Here is a 23706-nt window from a genome sequence, read left to right on the forward strand (position 1 = left end):
TTATGATGGTCTTACAACTTGCTAAAGTAGAGCATGTGCCCCTGGAGTGCAGCTCGGACCGTCCGATGCCGCCTCCTGCACAGTATAACAAAAAACATCAGCTTTTTCACGTGAAGTTTTGCACAGGGAACAGAACGATTTCGGTCGTTTTCATAGCTAGGGTCGCTTCTACAATTGTATATCCCCTGAAATGACCTGAATTCGCTCTCCCTGATCCGTTTCTACCACGAGTGCCCCGGAAGGGTCCAAGCCAACAGCTGTACCTTCTACAGTTATCCCTTGTCCTGTATGTGCCCGTACGCTACGGTTCATAGTCACGGATAAAGCCTCCCACAGCATGGCTATAGGCTGGAACCCCTGCTCGGCATATAACTTACTTAGCTGTTCCATTTCTTCCAGCACTGAGGCGATCAGCACAGTACGGTCAATTTCACGCCCTGCTTCTATTTTCAATGACGTTCCCACCTGCGATAACTCTTCCGGGTAATCTTCTTTATTCAAATTTACGTCAATGCCGATCCCTGCAATACAGTAGCGAACCCGTTGATCCTCTGTTGCAGATTCCAGCAGAATACCGGATACTTTGCGACCATGAATCAGCAGATCGTTTGGCCATTTGATACCTGCCTCCACACCCGTCAGCCGACGAATGGCTCTACACACTGCTACACCTGTAAGTAGCGTTAACTGGGGGGTAAAAGCCAAGGGTTGGGTAGGACGCAACACAATGCTCATCCAGACTCCTTTGCCACGAGGTGAATACCACTTTCGTCCCAATCGTCCCCGACCTGCCGTTTGTTCTTCTGCGAGCACTACTGTCCCCTCTGGCGCGCCCTCTTCTGCCAAACGCATGGCATCCTGCTGAGTGGATACCGTCGAATCCAGTACAACGATACGCTGGCCAAACGATTGGGTATTTAACATATCGGCCAATTTGGAGACTTCCAGCCGATCCGGCCGGGATATCAACCGATAGCCCCGACGCGAGGAGGCATCAATATTGTAGCCCAACTCACGCAGTTTGTTGATCTGCTTCCATACTGCTGTTCGGCTAACCGAGAGGCGTCGGCTGATTTCCTCCCCTGATACGTAATCGGATGTACCATCCTCCAGTATGCCTAACAATCTTTCATGATTATTCACTACTCATCACCCGTTTCGCTTCCTGAAGCAATGTTTCTGTTTCATTCGGAATATCTCCGCAGGCGACAGCTTGTAAAAGCTGTGCCATCATCTGACCCAGCCAAGGGCCGCCTGATCGATTCATCGCCTGAACCAGTTCATTTCCTGTAATATTTAAATCTTTAATACGAACGACTACAGCCTGCTTTGTCCACGAGCTTGCCAGTTTGGCTGTTTTCGCCACATGCTTTTCTATCCTTGGCGGTAATCCGCGGAATGAAGCAGGCAGTGTCTTGTAAAGTTCAAGCCAGTCCGAAGCTGTATCCTTTCCCAGCCTAATTAGCAGTCGAATCCAGCTACGACGCAGCGCCTCATCGTTGATAATGTCAGACTCCTCCGGAATTGAATCACCAGCTATGACACCAGCAATGTAGATTAATTCGGTCTCCCATTCCAGCAAATGAACCAGCCGAAGTCGTACCGCGTTGGAAAAGGTCCAAGCTCTTAGTAGCTCGTCCGCTGCCTCTGAGGTAAGTCTACAAGACATTAAGAGCAGGCCCCACCGCAGTTCTTCTTGCAGTTGAACGATCCCCTTGAGCGCCTGTGCTTCACATTGCTCCCAGGGAACCGGAACCTTCGTACAGCCGAGCAATCCGCTACGGCTCAGCATCTCCAACCCACGTAAAGGGTCAGGGCCCGCCAGCATCTTTTCCAGCTCGACCCGCACGCGTTCCATGGCTATGTAACGAAGTCCCTCTCTGCGTCGAATCATGCCTTTCCAGGTGTTGTAAGCAATACGGAACCGAAACACAGAGGAAAAACGGATGCAACGCAGCATCCGCAACCCGTCCTCCTCAAAACGTTCCTCGGCTCGGCCTACACAACGAACGAGAGCAGCTCGCAAATCGGCTTCTCCCCCAAACGGGTCCACCCGCTCTCCGTGTTCTGCCATCGCAATCGCATTCATAGTAAAATCCCGTCGCATCAGATCCTCACGGATATCCTTCACGAAGGCAACTTCCGTTGGACGGCGGTGATCGGCATAACCGCTTTCTGTACGAAAAGTGGTCACCTCGAACGCATGGCCACCCTGCATGACCGTAACCGTCCCATGCTGAATTCCTGTCGGAATGACGTGAGGGAATAGTGCTATGACCTGTTCAGGCTCAGCTGAAGTAGTCAAATCCATATCATGAATGGCTCTTCCTAATAGCTCATCCCGCACACAGCCGCCAACCCAGTAAGCTTCGTGACCTGCTGCTGTTAGTGTATGTATGACCTCTTTGCCATGAAGTGCCATCTCTTGGTCAGCATATTGCCAAGTATTTGTATTCATAGGGTTTCCCCCTTTGCAAGTATTCAATATAAAAAACGGACGCGAGTCCGCCCCCTTAAACGCTGATCGGTTTAAGATCCGGCACCTCGCGTCCCAACACACGGTAATATATCTCTTCATATTGACGGGTAATCAGCTCATCACAAAAAACGGTACGAGCGCGGGTCAGACACGCTTCACGGAAACGTTCCGCCATCGCTTCATCGGACAACAGCTCTACTGCATAATCAGCCATTGCCTCTGTATTACCGATTTCAGCGAGATACCCTGTACTTCCATGCACAACGAGTTCAGGTACTCCCCCTGCCTGAGAACCGATTGTCGGCACTCCACAGGCCATTGCTTCCAGCGCAACCAGACCAAAACTTTCTTTTTCCGAGGGAAGCAGCAGCACATCCGCCATAGAAATCACTTCTGCGATCTGATCCTGCTTACCTAAAAAGAAGACCTTATCTTGCAGACCTAAATTCTCGATTTTGCAACGGATTTTGGGAAGATCGGGTCCTTCTCCCACCAGCAGCAGCTTCGCAGGTACTTTTCGTTGCACTCTTTCAAATATATCCAGTACATCTCCCACCCTTTTGACAGGACGGAAATTAGAAATATGCATCATTATTTTTTCATGCGGTTGGGCAAAATCTCTTCTAAGCGCCGCGGCATCTCTTGGATAATATACCCGTTTATCTACAAAATTGTAGGTTAAATCAATAGGCCGTGTAATTTCCAACGCATCTATCGTCTCTCGAATCAAATCCTTGGAAACTGCTGTCACAGCGTCACTTTTGTTAATAGCCAGCCGAATCAGGTCCTTCAACGACTCATCCTGTGCCAACACTGTAATGTCTGTACCGTGCAAGGTGGTTACCACCTTCAGATGATCACCCACCATTTCCTTTGCCAAGTAAGCGCATACTGCATGTGGTACGGCATAATGAACATGGAGTACATCCAAATTCTTCATTTGTGCGACCTGGGCCATTTTGGTTGCCAGTGACAAATCATATGGAGGATATCTAAACACATAATAATCGTTAACTTCGACCTCATGATAAAAAATATTTTTCTGAAACGTCCCGCCTAATCTGAACGGAATGCTATTGGCAATAAAATGGACCTCATGCCCTTTTTCTGCCAGCAACTTACCCAACTCAGTAGCCACTACGCCGGAACCACCCAACGACGGATAACAGGTAATCCCAATTTTTAATTTGTCATTCAAGCTAAGCTGCCTCCTTCCGCTCATCAGTGATAACTTTTCTGCCAATTTATTTTAACATTCTGCAAAATGCTCTAGTATAGAATTCTTATGTCAGGATTTTGCAAAATTCTTATGTGAATAGCTTAACCAGATATGGCGTTTTGGACGCAAAACCTTCTGCATACGAAATCAGTTTACGCTGACCCAACAATGAGTCGCGAGCTTTTACGCGTTCCACATATCCCTGATTTAATGGTGTGGATACTGTATCCTTTCCAGGTGCTGCCTGAAATTGCGAAGCATAACTCAACAACGACTGTTCCTTGGCTTCATAATGCTCGGTGATGTCCACAATCAAATCCGTTCTGCCAATATCATTAATAAAATAAAAATATAATTGCTCTACCTGTACCGCTGGATTTTCTGGCATAAAACGTCGCAACTTGGCGTTAAATACCGCTTCCTCCACCAACTTGCTGCACATCACATGGTCTGGATGCCGATCCTCCCAATAAGGAGCGAATACGACTTTTGGTGCATGGCGCCTGATTTCTGCTGTAACTGCAGCTACATGTTCAGGAGTCATATTTAATCCTCGATCAGGCAGACCCAGATTCGTCCGTACAGCAAGCCCGAGCACTTTCGAAGCATGATCAGCTTCTGACATACGAGTATCCACATCACCATTGGATGACATTTCAGCCCGCGTCAAATCGCACACGCCTACCTTTAAGCCAGCAGCTGTATGCTTGGCAATCGTGCCTCCCATTCCTATTTCTGCATCGTCGGCATGGGCTCCGAAAATCAGGATATCCAGCGTCATTTTACATCACCCTGCTGATCAATGCCTGGTTTATATTTATGTACCAACTCACGCCAAGCAAAATCGCCTCGGTCTAGCGCTTTGACCAGTATTTCAGCAGTTGCAACGTTAGTTGCCAAAGGGATCCCCTGCACGTCACATAAACGTAACAAGGCGCTAATGTCCGGCTCATGCGGTTGTGCCATGAGTGGATCACGCAAGAATATAATCAAGTCCATGTCATTTTGCGCAACCATAGCCCCGATTTGCTGATCTCCTCCAAGCGGCCCGGACATGAAACGGTGAATTTGAAGCTTGGTTTGCTCCATAATGCGCAGACCTGTTGTACCTGTTGAAAATAATTGGTGATCTGTAAAGACATGCTCATACGCCGTTATGAAATTTACCATTTCATCCTTTTTTCGGTCATGCGCTATAAATGCAATCTTTAACATTCGAAGTTCCTCCTGCCTCATTCTATAATTTCATTCGCCAAATCATTCGCGTATTCTTAATCGATGTAATGCTCAAATCCATATACAAGCCCTGGCTGCTCCATGACCTTCTGAATACCGATTTTAACACCAGGCATATAGCCCGCCCGCTCATAAGAATCCTGACGAATCTTCAGAGATTGTCCAAACCCTCCGAATATAACTTCTTGCTGCGCGAATACACCGGGAAGACGGACACTGTGGACACGGAACCCTTGATAGTACCCCCCCCGTGATCCTTCTAACGTTTCTTCCTCTTCCGGGTTACCCTGTCTTAGCTCTTCACGCTGTTCTGCGATCAGCTCTGCGGTCTTAATGGCTGTGCCCGATGGCGCGTCCAATTTTTGGTCACCATGATATTCGATGATTTCCAGATGTGGGAAGTATTTCGCTGCCTGAGCCGCAAACCGCATCATCAAAATGACTCCAATCGAAAAGTTTGGCGCGATCAGACCACCAATTTGCTGCTCACGACACTGCTTGTCCAGTTCATCAATCTGTTCTGGGGTAAACCCTGTCGTTCCGATAACCGGACGAACTCCATGCTTGATAGCAAGGGCTGTATGTGCGTACGCAAAACGCGGCCCCGTAAAATCGACCATGACATCCGCTCGACTATCCAGTAATGCCTGCTCCACATCCTCCACAATAGCGATACCCGCTTCCGGTAGTCCGACGAGAAGGCCGGCATCACTGCCGGCATGTGTTCTGTTCACTGCGGCCACAAGCTGTAGTTCCTCATCCTGAAGAACCAATTTGACAACTTCACGGCCCATACGCCCTGCTGCTCCTACAACAGCCACTTTTATTGGTTCTGACATATCCCTACAACTCCTTATGCATCCATTTGTGTTAGATCTGTTCATTCATCTGCTGGCATAACTTCTTCATGAGATTGGCAAGCTGCACATTGTGAGGAAACAGTGCAGCCGCCTCACGAGCAGCCTGCACAGCCAGCTTATACTCATTCAATTCGTCATAAATCAATGCGAGCAGCAAAAAAGCATCCCCACATAACGGATCGAGAGCTATTGCTCGTTCCAGTAGTAAAATCGCATCCTGACGCATTTGTGGCGTAGCTCTGTCAACATCCAGCATTTTTCTGGCCTTCTCCGTATACTGCCTGGCTTCCTGCGCATGCAGATGGAGAACATATTCATCCTGCTGTGGAGCGAGACGAACCGCATGCTCTGCATATGCGAGAGCCTGCTCCAAACGACCACTGCGAGCATAGGTAACCGAGCACCGGAAATAATGCTCCGCATGATCAGGCTGAGCCGAAATTGCTTTTTCAAACCATTCCACGGCCTGCTCAAAATCGTTCTGCAAAATGCACTGATAAGCTTTCTGAACGTATTCCTCCGCCTTCATGACACTGCACCTCCGGGTAACCGGTTTGGTACAGCATATGTACAAAACGCCTAATCGGTGTCCTTTTTAGTCCAGCGATTCGCGTCACGCGTGTTAAATTTTTGCATGACCTTATCATGAGCCTCGGTCAAATTTATACCTAGTGAGTTCGCAAAGCAAACAGTGATGAACAAAATGTCCCCCAGCTCCAGCTCAATGGAATTGTCCGCCTCATCCGTTTTTTTCGGTTTCTCGCCAAAGGAGTGATTGACTTCCCTCGCCAGTTCCCCGACTTCCTCAGACATGCGGGCCAACATCGCCAAAGGGCTAAAATAACCTTCCTTAAATTGAGATATATACTGGTCTACCTCACGTTGAATTTCATCTAATGATTTTTCCATGAAACACGCAATCCCCCCATGTGCAGGTTTATTCATATGTTATCGTAAAGCACATTTTAAAACAAATTTTTTTTAATTCAGGATTTTGCAAAATCCTCAATTATGACTTATGACCCCAACTTGCAGTCATCAGTCTTTTAAAGCTACCGTAAAAAGGTATACTAAACATAAGGATCTGCGATTTCGCAAAATCAGCATGAAGTCGTTCTTCCTTAAACTGCTACTGCGAGGGATTATATGAAGATATCCAAGTCCATGGAACAGCTTAAAATGATTTTAGCTATTGTGCTCGGGACCGCCATCTATGCATTCGGTCTGCTTTATTTTATTATACCCAGTAAACTGATGGAAGGTGGTATTACAGGGATCACCCTGCTGCTCAATTATGCATTTTCGATTTCACCCTCTCTCTCCACATTGCTTCTGAACATTCCTTTATTTTTAATTGGATGGAAAATGCTTGGGGGCAAGCAAATTCTATATACAGGGGTAGGTATCGGGTCGCTCACTTTTTTTCTGTGGTTGTATGAAAAAATGATTCATCTCGGATGGATGGGGACATTTCAAACTGAACACGATTTTATACTTTCTTCATTATATGCGGGAGTTACGCTTGGGGCCGGATTAGGTATTGTGTTCCGCTTTGGTGGCACTACGGGCGGCTCGGATATTATCGCTCGTATTCTAAACCGAAAGTTTGGCTGGAGTATGGGAAGGATTATGCTGGTCATTGATATCGTCATTATCGGTGCTTCACTACTTTACATACCAAAAGAAAAAATTCTATATACACTAGTTGCCGTGTTCATCGCGTCCAAGATTATTGATTTTATACAAGAAGGGGCCTATTCTGCCAGAGCCTTTATGATTATCAGCGACCACACGATGGACATTGCGGATATTATTATTAAGGACATGGATCGCGGAGTTACTATTATTCCGGCTGTAGGTGCATTTTCCAAGCAGGCCAAGCATGTTGCCTATTGTGTCGTACCTCGTCAGGAAATACGACGTTTGCACCAAATTGTTAAATCGGTTGATCCAAGGGCATTTATTATCATACAGGATGTGCATGATGTACATGGAGAGGGGTTCAAAGAGGAATAGCCCGGAAATCCGGGCGATGGGCTAACCTATATGGATGGCTCAGCAGCCAACGACGCGAATGTTCGAATTTTGCATCGTTATCCAGAGAAACCAGCTCGATATTTACGATAACCTGCATAGACCAGCGCCAGCAGAACAATCATGCCGATTGCCAATTCTGCCCGGCGCTCGCTTTCACGCGGGATAAATGGCGCCAGGGCAGTGGCGTCTTTTTCACGTCCAAACAAGGCATTAAACGTCGGATTTCCCTGATCCAACGCCCCTCTAATCGCTGAGGCATCTGCATGTTGCTGATCCCCCAATCCTTTGACATAGGAAATCCATGAATCAGCCCGGACAACCTCACTTGTTCTGCCATGAATCAATGCTGCTGTACGGATCGTCTCGTAGTGGTCCTCCAGCACTGCCGCTCCAGCTTTGAAACCCTTCATGTTGCCTTTAGCAAACTGGCTGTTCAAGCCACTAACATCTTCTTTTAAAATCTTATAATACTGCTGCCATAAGGGCTGACGCGGATGTGCAAGCGCATCTGTCGCAAGTCGTAAATTGGCCGCAGCCTTCACCCACTCATCTGGTGATGCTTGGACGGACTGTGTAGCTTGCTGCACCTCAAGAATGCTGCCGGACAAAGCATGAATGGCCTCTACAGATAACGCTGCCTGCACCTGTCCGGTGCCAAACCATCGACTCACCTCGGCTACATCCGCGCGCGCTTTTTCAATGTTCCCCTCCATCACATCCCGGTACAGTATCGCAGCTGCATGATCCAGTTCCTCAATTTCTTTTGTATTTCCTATGGGTTTTGACTGATCACGCGCTTCTGCCACACCTGGAGGGACGCAGACGGACAGCAGCAGGACCATAGATAAAACAACACTCGAAACAATACGTATCATAATTTGAAACGCCTGACCCCTAATCATGGGACATCCCTCCTCACCTTACTGTATGGTAAGGTTGCCGGGACTAGAACTTGCTTTAGGACGAATCGTTTGAAGCCAGGTTATGTTCGGGACAAAATAGGAAACATTCGTTGATTTTCTTTACATGTATTTTGATCTTTAGTTTTATAGAATAGCGTCGTATCTTCCTGTTTCAACAGAGAAATATTGCAGCCTTCCTGTTCTCTTGGTGTAAAGCCAAAAACTACCTTCTTGGTTTCTTGTTTCGTTACCGCTGACAGTATGATATCCATAGGGATTTCGCCTGGCCCATAAATATCGTAGCAGTTCATCGTATCCCCTGCAAAATCTGCAACCACAATCGTGTCATATTGAGGTATATACCAAAATTTATCTTTAAAAAAAGAGATGGCATAGAATAAGACCAGCCATTCAATGCTTTCCGCAGCAAAAAGTGAATATGGGTTTAATCCAGCGCTTTTATTTTTCAGTAACTTTAAATCCGACTGCTCTTCCATGTTCAATTTCTCAACTTTAATGTCCAGGTTGTTTGTGGCTACTTTCCGGTTCCATTGATATTCTTGTGCCGAAACAAACCCGAATTTAGGGTAAAAATTCTTCACACTATCATTTGCGAACAAATACATAGCATCACAGTTGCCCTGCCAATCTTCTAATACACGTTCTATTAAAAACCGGCTCAACCCTTGATTTCTATAGTTGGTATCCGTCATTACAGTTCCGATTTGGATGATTAAAGCTCTTTCTTATTTTATGATCATCACGGATTCCTTTTTTAAATATATATTCTTTTTGGTTTATAACAATGTTCATCTCTATTTCTCCACTTCTACTCCCATTCGATTGCGCGCAAACATGGCAAGCCATGCCGCTATGATACTGACAAGGGTCAGCATAAAGGTAAAAGCACGCACTTGCGGTACATCATCCGTTAGCGTCTTCGGTAGATAGGGATATATACCAAATGTATAATCCATCGTATCATTTAACAATGTCCAGAGTGCGGCTAGGCATAAAGCAGTCCATTTGCAGGTGAAAAAACGAACGAACAGTAATGCTTCGACCGCCATTGCCGTGTGAGATGCCACCAGCATCCAATCCTGCCAAATCATATGTCCCCCCTGCGCGACTCCCCAAAAAATAATAGCTGAAGCCCAGATGCCATACTTTACACTCGTGACAACAGCCAACGCCTCCATGATCTGACGAACGACCTTCAAGCTCTTGAGACGCGGGGAATAGAGCAAAAATGCTATAGAGATCGTAAAAAACAGACTCGCCGTCGGACTATCAGGCACAAATACAATCTGCCACATTGGGTGATAATTTAGTGTATATTCCAACTGCCCCCCATACCATATGTACCCATACACTGTTCCCACCAAATTACACCAGAACAGCAGCCACAAAAAAGGCCGGCTCGTCAAGAACGACCGGCTCCACAAATAAGATAACGACACGTCCTTCATCCTCCGTTCATACGACAGTTGCCTTGTACAGGCCCCATCCTACAAAGACTATATCATATCCAAGCGTATCAAAAAAACCTGACTGCCGCTACAGTCAGGTTTGATGATTATAATCTCGCACTAACGATTGTCTGAAATCCAACTTAGGTTCCTAAAATCGTTCTAACTCATTGCTTTCAGCTCATCCGTAAGATGACGAAAAGCTACTTCATCTCCGGAGGCTAGCGCCTCATCAATATCCTTGTAGAGTTTTTCACTCCGGTGTTTACGTAATGCCTCGTCCAAAACCATTTCAGCAGACAGGCCCAACATTACTTCATAAGTAACCTTCATTTTATCCATAGGATGCACCTCCAACATGAGTTTAAGAGATCCTATATTCTTTTCCTTTCGCCACATAGCTGAGTGCCGTTCGTGACATCCGCTGCAAGTCTGCATCTGTCAATTCGCGCACCACTTTGGCAGGTGTACCGAGAGAAAGAGTATAGGGTGGTATTTTGGTATTTTCCGTAACGACCGACCCTGCTCCTATTAAAGCATATTCACCAAGCTCCGCTCCGTTGAGTACAATGGCCCCCATACCGATTAAAGTGCCTTTGCCTACCGTACAACCGTGGATTATTGCAGCATGACCTACCGAAATATCATCCGCCAGCAACAGGGGCTGATCTGTGTTCACATGTCCCACGACACCGTCCTGAATATTGCAGCATTCACCGATGATGATAGGCGCCATATCTCCGCGCAGTACGGCATTAAACCATACAGAGGAATCTTGACCGATCGTTACTTTTCCGACAATTTTTGCTCCTTCTGCCACATAGACAGATGAATGGAGCTGTGGCATGTTTCCGTTATAGTGAATCAGCATCAACTTCACCCTCTCATTTTGGGTGAAATTCTATCAACATGTGTGCTGCTTGTCAATGGAGCCGTATACCCGAGTCGTTCCGCCCAATGCGGCACTCTCCCGCCAACTTCAACCCCCAGGCCGTCATCTGTACAGATGGTCCCGTCGAATGTTCACCCTGACGAAGCATACCCAAGTGAAGCATCATTCGTATAATCCTCTGATCAAAGACCGAACGGGGCGTATCATAGTAAAACGGTCGAATCAGTGGGCCGATATGTACAAAAAGCGACTCTGAGGACGTCCATGGCCTGGCACATTCTCCAATCCAGTAGACTAGAGAAAGCAAATTAGGAACGGCTCCTTTATACAATCTTAACCAAAACCTGAATAGCTGTATCATTTCGTCCTCAATTGTATGCTCCCGATGCGCTTCTCCCTTTGCCGTCAGCACAACTTGGTCCCCTTTCTCCTCAATGTACTTGGAGTGACGGGCATAATCATACAGTAGTGCCATTCGGTCTGGATAAAACTTAAAAGAGGAGCCATACCCGAAACGCCATCCTCCCTTACCCAAAAGCGGCTCCGCAATGTGCAAATGCTCCATCAGCTGCTGCTGATTGCGACGGTACCAAGCTCCCTCGGGATTTAGCGGAACCTCATGTTGCCCCATGTATTGAAGGAAAAGCCGTAAATCCTCTGCCAGTAGATGCCCTTCATCCCGGTACGACGACGGTTCGCTTACCCGAGTCATTCCGTTTTGGAAGTCATGTACCATAACACGTCGAAAGCGCTCCTTCATATCCAACGGAATTTGGAACAAATACCTTGTATTGTGCGTCGAACCATTGAACAACCAGCCACTAGAACGCAGACGGGTCACAATATCCCTTGGCCGCTCATCAGGATTCTCGTCCTCCTCAACAGACTGTTTGGCTATTGCAACCAATTCCTCCATGCTGAAATACGGTCGGTCATCGAACAGCAGCGCGTTCAAAAACCTTACCTCTGACAACCTCAGCTCCTTGACCTGCGTCTCAAAAAAACTACTGCTGCCGAGCTTCGTCAAAATCCCCTGGATCAACTCATGCTTGGAATTAGGTTTACAGTCACAATCGTAATACACCGCGATTCTGTTCAAATGCACAATATCCGCAAATGTCAGCATATCCGCCAGATTCATTGTTCCATCGCCTCGTCACTGGACTGTCATCCGGAATTGATTCTTACTTGTTGTACCCACAGCTTTGACGGATTGTTCAGACTCTAAACCTATTTTTTACAAGGTATAATTAAAAAACAAAAAAAGACCACGACTCCTACGATGAGTAGAAGCCCTTGGTCTTTCACTAACTTTTTGAGTTACAGTCACTTTTCTCTTGCAAATGCTTCGTGCAATTATACAAAAGTGGTGCCCAATCCATATCCTCACGCTGGAGTACACTAAGTGACAAATTGCCAATTCGTTCCGTGAATTTTTCCTGATATAGAGCTTTATACAAATTAGCCAAAAAACCGCCGTGGGAAACGACCAGCAGATTCTTGTCCCGATTTTCCGCCCAAATGCCTTCCATAAAAGCTAGCCCGCGAAGCTGAAGATCCGCATCGCTTTCCTGTCCTAGATCCAGCAGATGCCAGTCGACTCCCCACTTCTCTTCACGCTCGGCCTGTGTCATGCCCTCGACCTGACCATAAGCACGTTCTCTTAGTCGATCATCAGGCTCTAGCAACGGAAGATGCAGAGCAGAAGCAATAATCTCCCCGGTCTCTTTCGCTCTGGAGAGACTACTTGTAATAAGCCCGTCCCAATGATAAGGCTCTTCCTTTAATCGTTCTGCAAGCAAGCGTGCCTGCCGGCGCCCTTCCTCATTTAGCGGAATATCACTGTGCCCCTGGATTTTCCCTACCGCATTCCAATCTGTCAATCCATGTCTGATCAAGCCAATAAGCATCGTGTCGTTCCTCCGCTGTTTTGTTATTCAGGCATTGTTATGAATTCATATTGGAGCCCAGCCGTCCTGCTAACTTCTGACCCTTCTCGCCCGATGAATCCAGCCCAGAGAAAATAAAGCAAGCGCAAGTGCCAATACAGACAACAACATCCAGTATTGCGGATAAGTAGGAACAATGCTAGCAACCAGCGGGTCCATAATGCCACTATTCACATCTTTAATGTGGTATTGATATTGTGGAGATGTACTTGTAGTTTCCAGCAGGCCTGTGGGTAAAATACCCGTGTCCATGACAGGAGCTGCTTGAGGGGGATTTTCCTGAGAGGAGCTTCCATTCCAATTCAAAAACAAAAAGCTACATAAGAATACGGCCAAAAAGCCGGCGATCCATACAGACATATACTTACGGGCTGCTGGGTTCACACGCGCACGTCGATGCTCGCCCGGAACAAGCCACGGTGATTCTTCATAAATTCGATCCATGACCCTTCGATTCATTGCCTCTAGCTTATCATCTGTTATTTCAAAGGAAATATCACGAATGGCGGATCGATTTTCTTTTGACAAATCCCACTCTTTTTCTTCCGAACCATGCTCCCACCCAGCAGACGAGCTTTTGGCCCGTCTGCGCTCCGAGTCTTGTTTCGATACATTTTTACCTGTAGCGAACAAATCCTCAGTGTCCCTGGATTTCATTGGCTGCTCATCCCTTCGTTTTCCTCATAGAGAGGCTCAAAAAAATAAGGCTCCAACTGCGTCTTCACACTGGTTCTTGCCCGGAAAAGCAATGACTTCACCGCACTGACCGTCTGTCCTAAAATAGTCGCAATCTCCTGATAATCTAATTGCTCATATTCACGCAAAATCAGCGCAGATCGCTGCTTCTCAGGCAATCTATTGATCGCTTCACGAACCATCTCTACCTTCTCACCGCGAAGGACAGCCTGCTCCGGAATTACATCCGATGGAGCTACCGGTACATAACCGCTCTCCTCCAATGGAACCTGACCGCTACGGTGCTTGCGAAGCTCACTTAGCACCGTATTGCGTGCAATTGTATATAACCAAGTGGAGAACGATGCGTCTACCTCGCGAAAAGAGTGCAGGCTCCGATACGCTTTATAAAACGTCTCTGAGCATAAGTCCTCAGCAATCATTTCCAGGTTCGAACTTTTCAGCATATGATAAACAAAAGCTAAAATTTTACGTTGGTGCCGCCTCATTAATTCTGAATAAACCTCAACATTACCTTGTTTAATTTCCTGAATCATCTGGGAATCTGTCATCATCCGAGTGAGACCCTCCTCGCCCATACATGTGCTGTTTTCCCGTTCGATTCTGTCTATATATACCGAACAGGTCAAAAAAAGTTGCGCCCTCTGCGCAAATGGATGAAACAGCATCATGGAACATTTGTTATTTTCTTACCCTATGTAGTGCCAACATTAACGGTGCTATCCCCAACAATATTCAACATCCAAAATGGACTTACCCATTGTACCACAAAATGATCGCCAGTAAAAAAGTCCAAAATCCCCACGATTTCCATCAATGCCTCCCTAACGCTGGCAACTAATTCATTTATACAGCTTTTCAATGGATTTTAAGTTTTTTCAAGATTAAATGACAGACCCACTGAAAGCGTGCCATTCAAATACACCAATAAGGATAATCACACAAAAAGAAAACGCTTTAAAAAAATTATTGACAAAATGAAAACGTATACATATAATAAAAGTACAGTATGGTTTCTCTCCACTCCTATCCTACTCAGCTACTTTACTGAAAGTAGCTACCACCCGGGGCTTTACCCGGGTGGTCTTTTTTTGTTTTCTTTTAATAATAGTAAGAAGGACTATTCCATTTGCCTACAAATAACAAAAAAGCGAGCGAAGAGAACCTTCGACCGCTTCAGATCTTTTCTTACTACTTCACTCCCAAAAAGTGTGCGTTGCTTTATAGGCGGTCAGTAGCGCAGCGATCCATTTGAATCTGGAGAAGCGTAGCGTTCGCCTTTGCCGCCGGATTTCCCCATTAAAAAATCTGATCGAAAAAATCCGGCGGCAACAGCGATCGTAAGATCAAATGGATCGCGAAGCGACCTCCTTAACGAACATCTCACTTTCCTTCCTATACCACCACTTTATAGCCCATCGAATCCAGCAGAGCCTTGGCACGCTCCCAATCCTGCTCTTGACGGAAGGAAAGCCGCATGATGCCTGGGACATCCTCCCGGCTTTCAATGATTTGCATATTGCTCAGATTAATGCTGTGATTCCCCAGTTCCATAGCAATTCGCCCGATAATCCCTGGGGTATCCGGTACATCAATATACAGATCAAACGTGGAGACAATGACTCCTTTGCGACGCTCTGGCAGTTCACTGCGGAAGTGCCCAGCTGTCAAAAATTCGTCAGCGATTCCCTCACCGTCTTGTATTCTCAGTAAATGGGTAAAACGCTCAATCTGCCCGTTCCATTCTTCCAACAGGCCCAGTAAAACTTCACGATTGCTCAGTAAGATGTCCCGCCACACAACCGGATCACTAGAGGCAATCCGTGTAATATCACGGAACCCACCGGCAGCCAATGTACGATACAACGGATTTTCATCATTATGCTTTCGTACCTGATTCACCAGCGCCGCTGCAATAATGTGCGGAAGATGACTAATCGCCCCGACAATGTCATCGTGCATATCAGGTTGGACACGCACAACATGAGCACTAGTATATTTTAATAAACGTTCCAGTGAACTGTATGCTTCCTCAGGCACACCCTCTGCCGGAGAAAGCACATAATATGCGTTTTCAAACAGCAACGCGGAAGCAGCCTTTACACCGGAACGCTCTGAACCGGCCATCGGATGACCACCGATAAAGTAAGCGTTGCGCAAAGAAATTTCTGATGCTTTTTTGGCAATTGCCGATTTCGTGCTGCCTACATCAGTGATAATACAACCCGCTTTAAGCGGTAACCTGCTTAACAGTTCGAGATAGTGCTCCAGTAAGCCCACAGGTACGCATAAAAAAATAAAATCGGCATCCTCTGCCGCTTCTTCAACTGAGAGAGTCGCCGTGTCCACGACACCACGGCTTAACATCGGTTCCATCAGTTCAGGGAGATGGGCATGGCCGACAACCGTAATATCCGGCTTCCCTTTAAAACAAAGTGCGAGGGACCCACCAATCAGCCCCACGCCGAAAATGGAAATCTTCATCAATTATCAAATCCCATCTGCGGAAATTATAGGCGTACTTTCGCCGCTTCCGCCCCCAGGACCTGTTCCAGCGCACGAATAAACAACTCATTTTGCGGCTGTGATCCAACCGACACCCTAATAAATGTCGGATATTTGTGATGACCTGCGCGAATAATCACACCTTGACGAAGCAACTCCTGAAATACCTCACCGGATGGACGACGTACATCCAGCATAATAAAATTACCATGTGCCGGGAAAGACTCCAATCCCAGACGCTTCAGCTCATTTTGCAAATAAGCTCTGCCCTCTGCATTACGATCCCGGCATTCTTGAACAAATTCTTGATCTTCCAAGGCAGCAATGGCCGCAGCCTGCGCTACCCGTGATGTATTAAACGGTTCACGAACCTGATTTATCAAGCGAATGATTGACTCGGCTCCCATACCATAACCAATGCGCAGCGAAGCAAGCCCATAGATTTTGGAGAAGGTGCGTAGTACAACCAGGTTTTCATACGCTGGCAACAAACGAATGCCGTCGGGATACGAACGATCCGTCACAAACTCGGCGTAAGCTTCATCCAGTACAACCATGATATGCTTTGGTACTTGGTCCAAAAACGCAATCAGCTCTGCCTCGGGTACTATCGTGCCCGTCGGGTTATTTGGATTACAGATCCAAATAATTTTCGTACGGTCATTGATGTGGCACAGCATGGCATCCAAATCATGTACACCTTCACGCAAAGGCACCTCAACTGCAACCGCTCCCTCAATTTCCACATTACTTTTGTATACGGAAAATGTCTGATCGGCCATAATGCTTTCTTCCCCGGGAAGGAGGAAAGCACGCGTAATCAACGCAATAATTTCGTCAGAGCCACAGCCATAGATAAACTGTTCCTCTTTTAAACCCGTCCGTTTAGCCAGTGCCTGTGTCAAAGCTACCGCACTTCCGTCAGGATACACGCTAATGTTAGCAAACTCCTGCTGAATGGCCTGCAATACTTTGGGAGAGCTGCCATACGGATTCTCGTTCGAGGCGAGCTTGATGACTTCATCGAGTCCCAGCTCACGTTTTACGTCTTCAATCGGTTTACCGGGCTGATATACTGGCAAATGTACAATATGCGGTTTAGGTTGCATGCCCCTACCTCCTCTATCCACTCAAAACATATTTATTACTTATATTTATTACTTTTTATTTTGACACCCATTACTGCTTTAATTGTGCCACAAAATTATGAATTTGCAAAAGACCTTCTTGCCTGCGCTCAGAATCATTCAGCAATGGAATGGCTTCTTCCACCTGACGTACAATAGCACTGCCGACCACAACCCCATCGCAAATGTTTGAAAACCGGGCTACCTGCTCTTGAGTAGAGATCCCAAAGCCGACCGCTACCGGAATATCCGTATGCCGTTTGACCTGCGCGATAAAGCCCTCAATACCTTCAAAAAAGGAAGCTCTTTCCCCGGTTACACCCAGCGAGGATACACAGTATACAAATCCTCGGGCCTGACGGACAATTCGCTCGATCCGCTGTTCAGAAGTTGGAGCCACCAGAGGAATCAGATGCACACCCACCTCTGCTGCCCGTCCTCCCAGCTCCTCCGCTTCCTCAAGCGGAAGGTCCGGAATAATCAGACCGCTGATACCATGTTCCTGCAAGCCTGCGAAGAAAGCATCCATACCCATCTGTAATACAGGGTTATAATACGTGAACAGAATAAAAGGCAGGCTTGAACCTGCCGCCCTAGCCAGAGAAGCTGTCTCCATGCACGTGCGGATGGAAATTTGCCGTTTCAGTGCACGCTCAGACGCGCGCTGAATTACAGGACCGTCAGCCAGCGGGTCGGAATAGGGTACACCCAGTTCCAATATGTCAGCTCCGGCCGACTCTAACTGCCGAATGATCTCTATTGTAGTATCCACATCTGGGTCGCCTACCGTCAGAAAAGGAATTAATGCCGTTTTGCCTTCATTTTTAAGGCGACCAAACGCCTGATCAATTAAATTCATGACGGATTTCCTCCCAAATACTTGATAATGGAGTCCACATCTTTATCCCCTCGTCCAGACAAACAAATAACGATAATATCATCTGCCGTCAACGTAGGTGCCAGCTTGACGACCTGTGCAACTGCATGTGCCGACTCTAATGCAGGAAGTATTCCTTCGGTACGGCAGAGAAGCTGAAGCGCATCCAGCGCTTCCTGATCGGTAATCGGAACATATTTGGCCCGCTCAATATCTTTCAGGTATGAATGCTCCGGTCCAACACCTGGATAATCCAGTCCAGCCGAAATGGAATGCGCAGGCTGCACTTGTCCGTACTCATCCTGAAGCAGATAACTCATAGAGCCTTGGAAGACCCCTTGTGTTCCCTTGGTCATCGTGGCTGCATGGAATTCCGTTTCGATACCTTTTCCAGCGGCCTCCACGCCAATCAAAGCGACCCCCTGATCCTCAATAAAAGGATAAAACATGCCGATGGCATTGCTTCCGCCACCGATCGCTGCCACGATGACATCCGGAAGTCTGCCTTCCTTTTCTAGGATCTGGCGACGTGTTTCATCGCCAATCACGCGTTGGAAGTCCCGCACCATCATCGGATATGGATGTGGGCCGACAGCTGAACCCAAAATATAGAACGTATCATGGACATGGCTGACCCAGTAACGCAAAGCTTCATTCCCGGCATCCTTAAGTGTACGTGTACCCGATGTCACCGGAATGACCTCTGCACCCAAAAGCTGCATCCGAAAGACGTTCAGCTGCTGGCGCACAGTATCCTCTTCGCCCATAAACACTTTGCATTCCAATCCGAGCAACGCAGCCACAGTCGCTGTCGCGACACCATGCTGTCCTGCGCCTGTTTCAGCAATGACCTTCTGTTTACCCATACGCTTCGCCAGCAATCCCTGAGCTAATGCATTATTGATTTTGTGGGCACCGGTATGATTTAAATCTTCGCGCTTCAAGTAAATTTTAGCCCCGCCCAAATGCTGGCTCAGACGCTCCGCATGATAAAGCGGCGTTTCCCGACCAGAATAGTCCTTTAGGAGCCCGTTCAACTCTGCTTTAAACTCGGGATCATCCGCGTACTTACGGTAGGATTCCTCCAATTCAATCAGTGCGTTCATCAACGTTTCCGGTACAAAACGTCCTCCAAAAGTTCCAAAACGTCCGTTGTTATCAGGTAATTGTGTCATGCCTGCTTCACCCTTTCTACGAATGCTGTGATTTTTGCAATGTCCTTGACTCCGTTCGTCTCTACACCGCTGGACACATCCAGCCCATCGGGATGATACTCATGGACCAGCTTTTCCGCATTATCGGCAGTCAGCCCGCCGGCTACAAACAAAGGAATTCCATGTTGATGGGTCCAAGCCTGATAGGCAGGAATTCGATCCCACGCAAACGTTTTTCCAGAACCGCCACCATACAGGGGATCGTATGTATCGAGCAGTAAAGCATCAATTGTTCCGACGTAGGCATCCAATTCGTCCGCCGAGCGCTCTGTCTGTCCTTGACTGTCCACAGACCATGCTTTGAATACCCGTATACCAAAATGCTCCCTGATCTCCCGACAGCGCTCTGGACTTTCCTGTCCATGCAGCTGTATGACATCCAAGGGTGCTTTGTCCATTACATCATTTAACAGTGCGTCACTAGGGTTCACAAATACGCCCACGCTGCGCGGTCTGCTGCCTGAGGTCCATTCATCCAATACGCGAAGCATCTCTCCAGCCTGTACGCCGTCAATCCGACGCTTGCTGTCGGCAAACACAAAACCTATATAATCGACCGGTAAGTTTACCATAGATTTTAGCACTTCAACGCTTTGAAGTCCACAAATTTTTACGCCCGTTTTGTTCATACTTTAATCCCGTCCATCAATTCGGCTACAGCCTGTCCTACATCTTCCTTGCGCATCAGATGCTCCCCTACCAGGATGCCGTGTGCACCTACAGAATGCAGATACTTAACATCTTCCGGTCCCGCAATTCCGCTCTCACTGATGAACGTAACCCCTTTAGGAATTAGTGAGATCAGCTCCTCTGTCGTCTGGAGACGAGTCTCGAATGTCCGCAGATTTCGGTTATTTACGCCAATCAAGGTTGCTGTCCCCAGCTCCAGCACCGCTTTAAGCTCCTCACTGTCATGCACCTCTACCAATGCGTCCAGTCCGAGGTCGTTGGCGATCTGTAAAAAGGACCCTAATACACGCGGTTCCAGTATAGCGGCAATCAACAGCACCGCATCCGCTCCAAGCAGACGAGCTTCATATATTTGCCGTTCATCAATGATAAAATCCTTTCGCAGCAGCGGAATCTTCACCTGATCACGAATTTGCTGTAAATATTCAGGGCTTCCCTGAAAATACGTCACATCTGTCAGTACAGAAATGCAATCCGCTCCTGCGCTCTCATATGCACGTGCAATGTCCACCGGATGGAAATCCGGTCGAATCAGCCCTTTGGATGGTGAAGCCTTCTTCACCTCAGCAATCAGTCCGAGCGGACGGTTGCGTCCGTTCGCGATCGCATTTTCGAATCCTCTCGTCGCAGGTAAATCAGCAATTAATCGTTCAGCTTTACTTATTTGAAAATGCTCCTTAAGCTGCTCTACTTCTTGTCGCTTCGTCACCACAATTTTATCAAGATACATATTGATATTCCCCCGTTGCCTGTATTAATTGATCCAGCTTGGAAAGTGCCCGTCCCGAGTCAATGGCTTCGGCCGCTCGTGCTACTCCGTCCGTCAAGGTAGCTGCTGCTCCTGATACATAAATGCACGCTCCTGCATTTGCTAACACAACATCCCGATAAGCTCCATGCTCTCCGTTTAAAATTCGTCGTATGATATCTGCGTTAACCTGTGCGTCGCCACCCAGCACCTGATCGAGAGAATGCGTCTGCAAGCCCAGATCCGACGGATGAAGCTCGTACGTGTGGACCTTGCCGTCCTTCAGCTCGGATACTCGTGTCGTAGCTGAAATGCTAATTTCATCCAGACCATCTAGACTACTTACAACCATCGCTCGTTTGGAGCCGAGCCGGTTCAATACCTCGGCAATGACTTCCGTTTTGCTGGAATCATAAATGCCCAACAGCTGCCGATCCGCACCAGCCGGATTCGTCAAAGGACCCAGCATATTGAATACCGTCCGCACACCCAGCTCGCGGCGCGGCGCGGCGGCATGCTTCATAGACGGATGGTACAACTGTGCGAATAAAAAGCAGATGCCGATTCGGTCCAGACATGACCTAGCTTGATCACTCGTCAAATGAATGTTGACTCCCAATGCCTCCAGGACATCAGCACTCCCGGCACGGCCACTTGCAGAGCGATTGCCATGCTTTGCTACCCGTACAGACACCGAAGCTGCGATGATCGCGGATATCGTGGAAATATTAAACTTGTGAATACCGGAACCTCCAGTGCCACATGTGTCCAGCAGACGACCGCCGCCTTCTTCAGCTTTCACTGGACTAGCGTAGCTACGCATAGCCTCGGCAAAACCAGTGATTTCATCTACCGTTTCCCCTTTGAGGCGAAGAGCCGTCAGCAGCCCGCCAATTTGCGCCTGTGTAGCACTCCCACTCATAATCTGTTCCATTACGCTACGGGCCTCCGTACGCGAAAGGTGCTGTCCCTCAATGACCCGGCTTAACCCCACTTGCATCATGTCATGTCGTTCCATCGTCCGTCTCCTCCTCAAAATCAGATTTTTGTGTGTTACGGAGTGTACAAATAATCCTGGTTGATGACGCTGTTATAGGGCTGTGTCGTTGCCGGGAACATCACTTCTGCCGTGCGGATTGCCTTCAGCAATGCCTTTGCTTTGTTCACCGTCTCCTGATACTCGCTTTCCGGAACCGAGTCCCACACAATTCCAGCGCCTGCCTGGACATAGGCCCGGTTCTTTTTAAACACAATCGTGCGAATCGTAATGCAAGCGTCCATATTGCCCGAGAAGCCCAAATATCCAATCGCCCCTGCATAGGGTCCACGTGCTTCCCGCTCCAACTCAGCAATAATCTCCATGGCCCGTAGCTTCGGAGCCCCCGATACGGTGCCGGCTGGCAGACAAGACAGGAAAGCATCGAAGAAATCTTTGTCCTCACGTAGCTCACCCGACACATTGGATACAATGTGCATGACGTGAGAATAGCGTTCAATCTCCATAAAAGTATCGCATTTGACTGTGCCAAACTGTGATACACGGCCCAAATCATTTCTTCCCAAATCGACCAGCATCAGATGTTCTGCGCGCTCTTTTTCATCGTTTAACAGTTCTTCAGCAAGTGCCGTATCTTCTGTCTCCGTTACCCCACGTGGTCTCGTTCCTGCAATAGGACGGGTTTCTACCCGACCGTTTTCCACCTTGACGAGTGCCTCAGGCGAAGTGCCTACGATGATCTCGTCATCCATTTTCAAGTAATACATATACGGCGACGGGTTCATCGTGCGCAGCACGCGGTATACCTGTAAAGGTGAGGCCTCTGTATCAATGTGAAAACGCTGGGATAGTACAACCTGAAAAATATCACCGGAGCGGATATACTCCTTTGCCTGCTCTACGTTTGATATAAACTGTTCCTTCGTCACATTGGATTGGATCTCACCCAGTTCCACATCATCAGGAATGGAGGCTGATCCTAATCGCTCAGGCTGAGACTGCTTGCGCAGATACTGTGCCGTTTCCTCCAACTTGCGTTCCACGTCAGCATAAGCAGCACGAATATCCTCATCGCGGAACCCTTCGCCTACATGAACATTGCCGACCAGCAAAATTTGCTGTTTCACATGATCAAAGACAATGACTTGATCGCAGAACATAAAACGAATATCATCCATATTCAAATCATCTACCGAATGCTTTGGTAGCTTTTCATAGTATTGAAGCAGGTCATATCCAAAAAATCCGATAGCCCCGCCTGTAAATGGAGGCATTTCTTTCAGTTTCGGACTACGGTATTTACGAAGTAATGCTTTGAGCGCTTCGATCGGCTTGTCGTTTAATATTTGCCGTTTACCGTGTTGTTCCAATATCAAACGTCCTTTTTTACCCGAGACCATTAGAAACGGGTCTGTACCGATGAATGAATGTCGCGCCCACTGTTCGCCTCCCTCTACACTCTCTAGTAGAAAGGCACGGTCCCGCTCGGCATACCGACGGAAAATCCGAATCGGCGTCTCCATATCAGCCAGCACTTTTTTGTACACAGGAATCAGGTTAAATTCACTCGCCATCGTTATCACTTGCTCCACATGCGGCGTTAACATGAGATCACTTCCTTTCCAAATTGGCGCAGAACCATAGGAGAGAATATAAAAAAGCCTCTACCGGTAAGGTAGAGGCTGTCAGTTATTGAAATTATAAGAATGCTCCATATGTAAAATGACTACAGCAAATAGACAAGTATACACTCATCCCTTTTGTATAACCGCGCAGGTTGCCTCAAATAAGCTTCTCTGTAGAAGAATA

26 protein-coding genes are annotated in these 23706 nt (G+C 47.4%); 1 reads left to right on the forward strand and 25 read right to left on the reverse strand.

Features of this window, described 5'->3' with window-relative positions:
• Nucleotides 1–168: 168 nt before the first annotated feature.
• The 8 genes from AC5ELV_RS05810 to AC5ELV_RS05845 form a co-directional block, all read right to left on the reverse strand.
• Nucleotides 169–1143 carry a biotin--[acetyl-CoA-carboxylase] ligase gene (locus AC5ELV_RS05810; protein WP_493429474.1) on the reverse strand — a complete coding sequence of 325 codons (975 nt, stop codon included), beginning with the start codon at nucleotides 1141–1143 and terminating at the stop codon, nucleotides 169–171.
• On the reverse strand, nucleotides 1136–2458 hold the full coding sequence (locus AC5ELV_RS05815; RefSeq protein ID WP_493429475.1) for a CCA tRNA nucleotidyltransferase: 1323 nt from the start codon (nucleotides 2456–2458) through the stop codon (nucleotides 1136–1138). Before AC5ELV_RS05815 ends, AC5ELV_RS05810 begins: the two co-directional genes overlap by 8 nt.
• A gap of 55 nt (nucleotides 2459–2513) precedes the next feature.
• Nucleotides 2514–3677 carry an N-acetyl-alpha-D-glucosaminyl L-malate synthase BshA gene (gene bshA, locus AC5ELV_RS05820; protein ID WP_493429476.1) on the reverse strand — a complete coding sequence of 388 codons (1164 nt, stop codon included), beginning with the start codon at nucleotides 3675–3677 and terminating at the stop codon, nucleotides 2514–2516.
• A 109-nt stretch (nucleotides 3678–3786) separates the two neighbouring features.
• Nucleotides 3787–4479, reverse strand: coding sequence for a bacillithiol biosynthesis deacetylase BshB1 (gene bshB1, locus AC5ELV_RS05825; RefSeq protein WP_493429477.1), 693 nt, complete (start codon nucleotides 4477–4479; stop codon nucleotides 3787–3789).
• Nucleotides 4476–4913, reverse strand: a complete 438-nt coding sequence (gene mgsA, locus AC5ELV_RS05830) for a methylglyoxal synthase (protein WP_023989145.1) — start codon at nucleotides 4911–4913, stop codon at nucleotides 4476–4478. Before mgsA ends, bshB1 begins: the two co-directional genes overlap by 4 nt.
• 56 nt (nucleotides 4914–4969) lie before the next feature.
• On the reverse strand, nucleotides 4970–5773 hold the full coding sequence (dapB, locus tag AC5ELV_RS05835; RefSeq protein WP_039271105.1) for a 4-hydroxy-tetrahydrodipicolinate reductase: 804 nt from the start codon (nucleotides 5771–5773) through the stop codon (nucleotides 4970–4972).
• A gap of 31 nt (nucleotides 5774–5804) precedes the next feature.
• The gene (locus AC5ELV_RS05840) at nucleotides 5805–6323 is read right to left on the reverse strand and encodes a tetratricopeptide repeat protein (RefSeq protein ID WP_493429478.1); all 519 of its coding nucleotides are present in this window, start codon (nucleotides 6321–6323) and stop codon (nucleotides 5805–5807) included.
• Nucleotides 6324–6373: 50 nt separating this feature from the next.
• On the reverse strand, nucleotides 6374–6703 hold the full coding sequence (locus tag AC5ELV_RS05845) for a nucleotide pyrophosphohydrolase (RefSeq protein WP_023989148.1): 330 nt from the start codon (nucleotides 6701–6703) through the stop codon (nucleotides 6374–6376).
• 237 nt (nucleotides 6704–6940) lie between these two features.
• On the opposite strand from AC5ELV_RS05845, the gene AC5ELV_RS05850 reads away from it, so the two are divergent.
• Nucleotides 6941–7810, forward strand: coding sequence for a YitT family protein (locus tag AC5ELV_RS05850; protein WP_493429479.1), 870 nt, complete (start codon nucleotides 6941–6943; stop codon nucleotides 7808–7810).
• 77 nt (nucleotides 7811–7887) lie between these two features.
• On the opposite strand, the gene AC5ELV_RS05855 is transcribed toward AC5ELV_RS05850, so the two are convergent.
• The 17 genes from AC5ELV_RS05855 to trpE form a co-directional block, all read right to left on the reverse strand.
• On the reverse strand, nucleotides 7888–8733 hold the full coding sequence (locus AC5ELV_RS05855) for a sporulation protein YpjB (protein WP_493429480.1): 846 nt from the start codon (nucleotides 8731–8733) through the stop codon (nucleotides 7888–7890).
• 80 nt (nucleotides 8734–8813) lie between these two features.
• A complete protein-coding gene (locus tag AC5ELV_RS05860; RefSeq protein ID WP_493429481.1) occupies nucleotides 8814–9446 on the reverse strand; it encodes a GNAT family N-acetyltransferase in 633 nt (210 codons plus the stop codon).
• Between the two features lie 102 nt (nucleotides 9447–9548).
• The gene (locus tag AC5ELV_RS05865; RefSeq protein ID WP_493429482.1) at nucleotides 9549–10193 is read right to left on the reverse strand and encodes a DUF1405 domain-containing protein; all 645 of its coding nucleotides are present in this window, start codon (nucleotides 10191–10193) and stop codon (nucleotides 9549–9551) included.
• Between the two features lie 171 nt (nucleotides 10194–10364).
• Nucleotides 10365–10544 carry an IDEAL domain-containing protein gene (locus AC5ELV_RS05870; RefSeq protein WP_013371655.1) on the reverse strand — a complete coding sequence of 60 codons (180 nt, stop codon included), beginning with the start codon at nucleotides 10542–10544 and terminating at the stop codon, nucleotides 10365–10367.
• Nucleotides 10545–10566: 22 nt separating this feature from the next.
• Nucleotides 10567–11073 (reverse strand): gamma carbonic anhydrase family protein, encoded by a 507-nt coding sequence (locus tag AC5ELV_RS05875; protein WP_493429483.1) that lies wholly within the window; start codon nucleotides 11071–11073, stop codon nucleotides 10567–10569.
• Between the two features lie 52 nt (nucleotides 11074–11125).
• Complete coding sequence (locus AC5ELV_RS05880) at nucleotides 11126–12235, reverse strand: hypothetical protein (protein ID WP_493429484.1); 1110 nt, start codon at nucleotides 12233–12235, stop codon at nucleotides 11126–11128.
• A gap of 166 nt (nucleotides 12236–12401) precedes the next feature.
• Nucleotides 12402–13004 carry a histidine phosphatase family protein gene (locus AC5ELV_RS05885; protein ID WP_493429485.1) on the reverse strand — a complete coding sequence of 201 codons (603 nt, stop codon included), beginning with the start codon at nucleotides 13002–13004 and terminating at the stop codon, nucleotides 12402–12404.
• 69 nt (nucleotides 13005–13073) lie between these two features.
• Entirely contained in the window at nucleotides 13074–13700 is a 627-nt protein-coding gene (locus AC5ELV_RS05890; RefSeq protein WP_220025335.1) for an anti-sigma factor, read from the reverse strand.
• Complete coding sequence (locus AC5ELV_RS05895) at nucleotides 13697–14293, reverse strand: RNA polymerase sigma factor (protein WP_013310707.1); 597 nt, start codon at nucleotides 14291–14293, stop codon at nucleotides 13697–13699. The genes AC5ELV_RS05890 and AC5ELV_RS05895 overlap by 4 nt, the downstream gene beginning before the upstream one ends.
• An 841-nt stretch (nucleotides 14294–15134) precedes the next feature.
• Nucleotides 15135–16223, reverse strand: coding sequence for a prephenate dehydrogenase (locus AC5ELV_RS05900; RefSeq protein WP_493429486.1), 1089 nt, complete (start codon nucleotides 16221–16223; stop codon nucleotides 15135–15137).
• A gap of 26 nt (nucleotides 16224–16249) precedes the next feature.
• Nucleotides 16250–17353 carry a histidinol-phosphate transaminase gene (gene hisC / locus AC5ELV_RS05905; protein ID WP_493429487.1) on the reverse strand — a complete coding sequence of 368 codons (1104 nt, stop codon included), beginning with the start codon at nucleotides 17351–17353 and terminating at the stop codon, nucleotides 16250–16252.
• A 70-nt stretch (nucleotides 17354–17423) separates the two neighbouring features.
• Nucleotides 17424–18230, reverse strand: coding sequence for a tryptophan synthase subunit alpha (trpA, locus tag AC5ELV_RS05910; protein WP_493429488.1), 807 nt, complete (start codon nucleotides 18228–18230; stop codon nucleotides 17424–17426).
• Entirely contained in the window at nucleotides 18227–19423 is a 1197-nt protein-coding gene (gene trpB / locus AC5ELV_RS05915; RefSeq protein ID WP_493429489.1) for a tryptophan synthase subunit beta, read from the reverse strand. The genes trpA and trpB overlap by 4 nt, the downstream gene beginning before the upstream one ends.
• Complete coding sequence (locus tag AC5ELV_RS05920) at nucleotides 19420–20091, reverse strand: phosphoribosylanthranilate isomerase (RefSeq protein ID WP_493429490.1); 672 nt, start codon at nucleotides 20089–20091, stop codon at nucleotides 19420–19422. Before AC5ELV_RS05920 ends, trpB begins: the two co-directional genes overlap by 4 nt.
• A complete protein-coding gene (gene trpC, locus AC5ELV_RS05925) occupies nucleotides 20088–20882 on the reverse strand; it encodes an indole-3-glycerol phosphate synthase TrpC (RefSeq protein ID WP_493429491.1) in 795 nt (264 codons plus the stop codon). The genes AC5ELV_RS05920 and trpC overlap by 4 nt, the downstream gene beginning before the upstream one ends.
• Nucleotides 20872–21918, reverse strand: a complete 1047-nt coding sequence (trpD, locus tag AC5ELV_RS05930; protein ID WP_493429492.1) for an anthranilate phosphoribosyltransferase — start codon at nucleotides 21916–21918, stop codon at nucleotides 20872–20874. Before trpD ends, trpC begins: the two co-directional genes overlap by 11 nt.
• 35 nt (nucleotides 21919–21953) lie before the next feature.
• The gene (gene trpE, locus AC5ELV_RS05935) at nucleotides 21954–23504 is read right to left on the reverse strand and encodes an anthranilate synthase component I (RefSeq protein WP_493429493.1); all 1551 of its coding nucleotides are present in this window, start codon (nucleotides 23502–23504) and stop codon (nucleotides 21954–21956) included.
• Nucleotides 23505–23706 lie beyond the last annotated feature (202 nt).

This window comes from Paenibacillus sp. NMA1017, assembly GCF_058895805.1.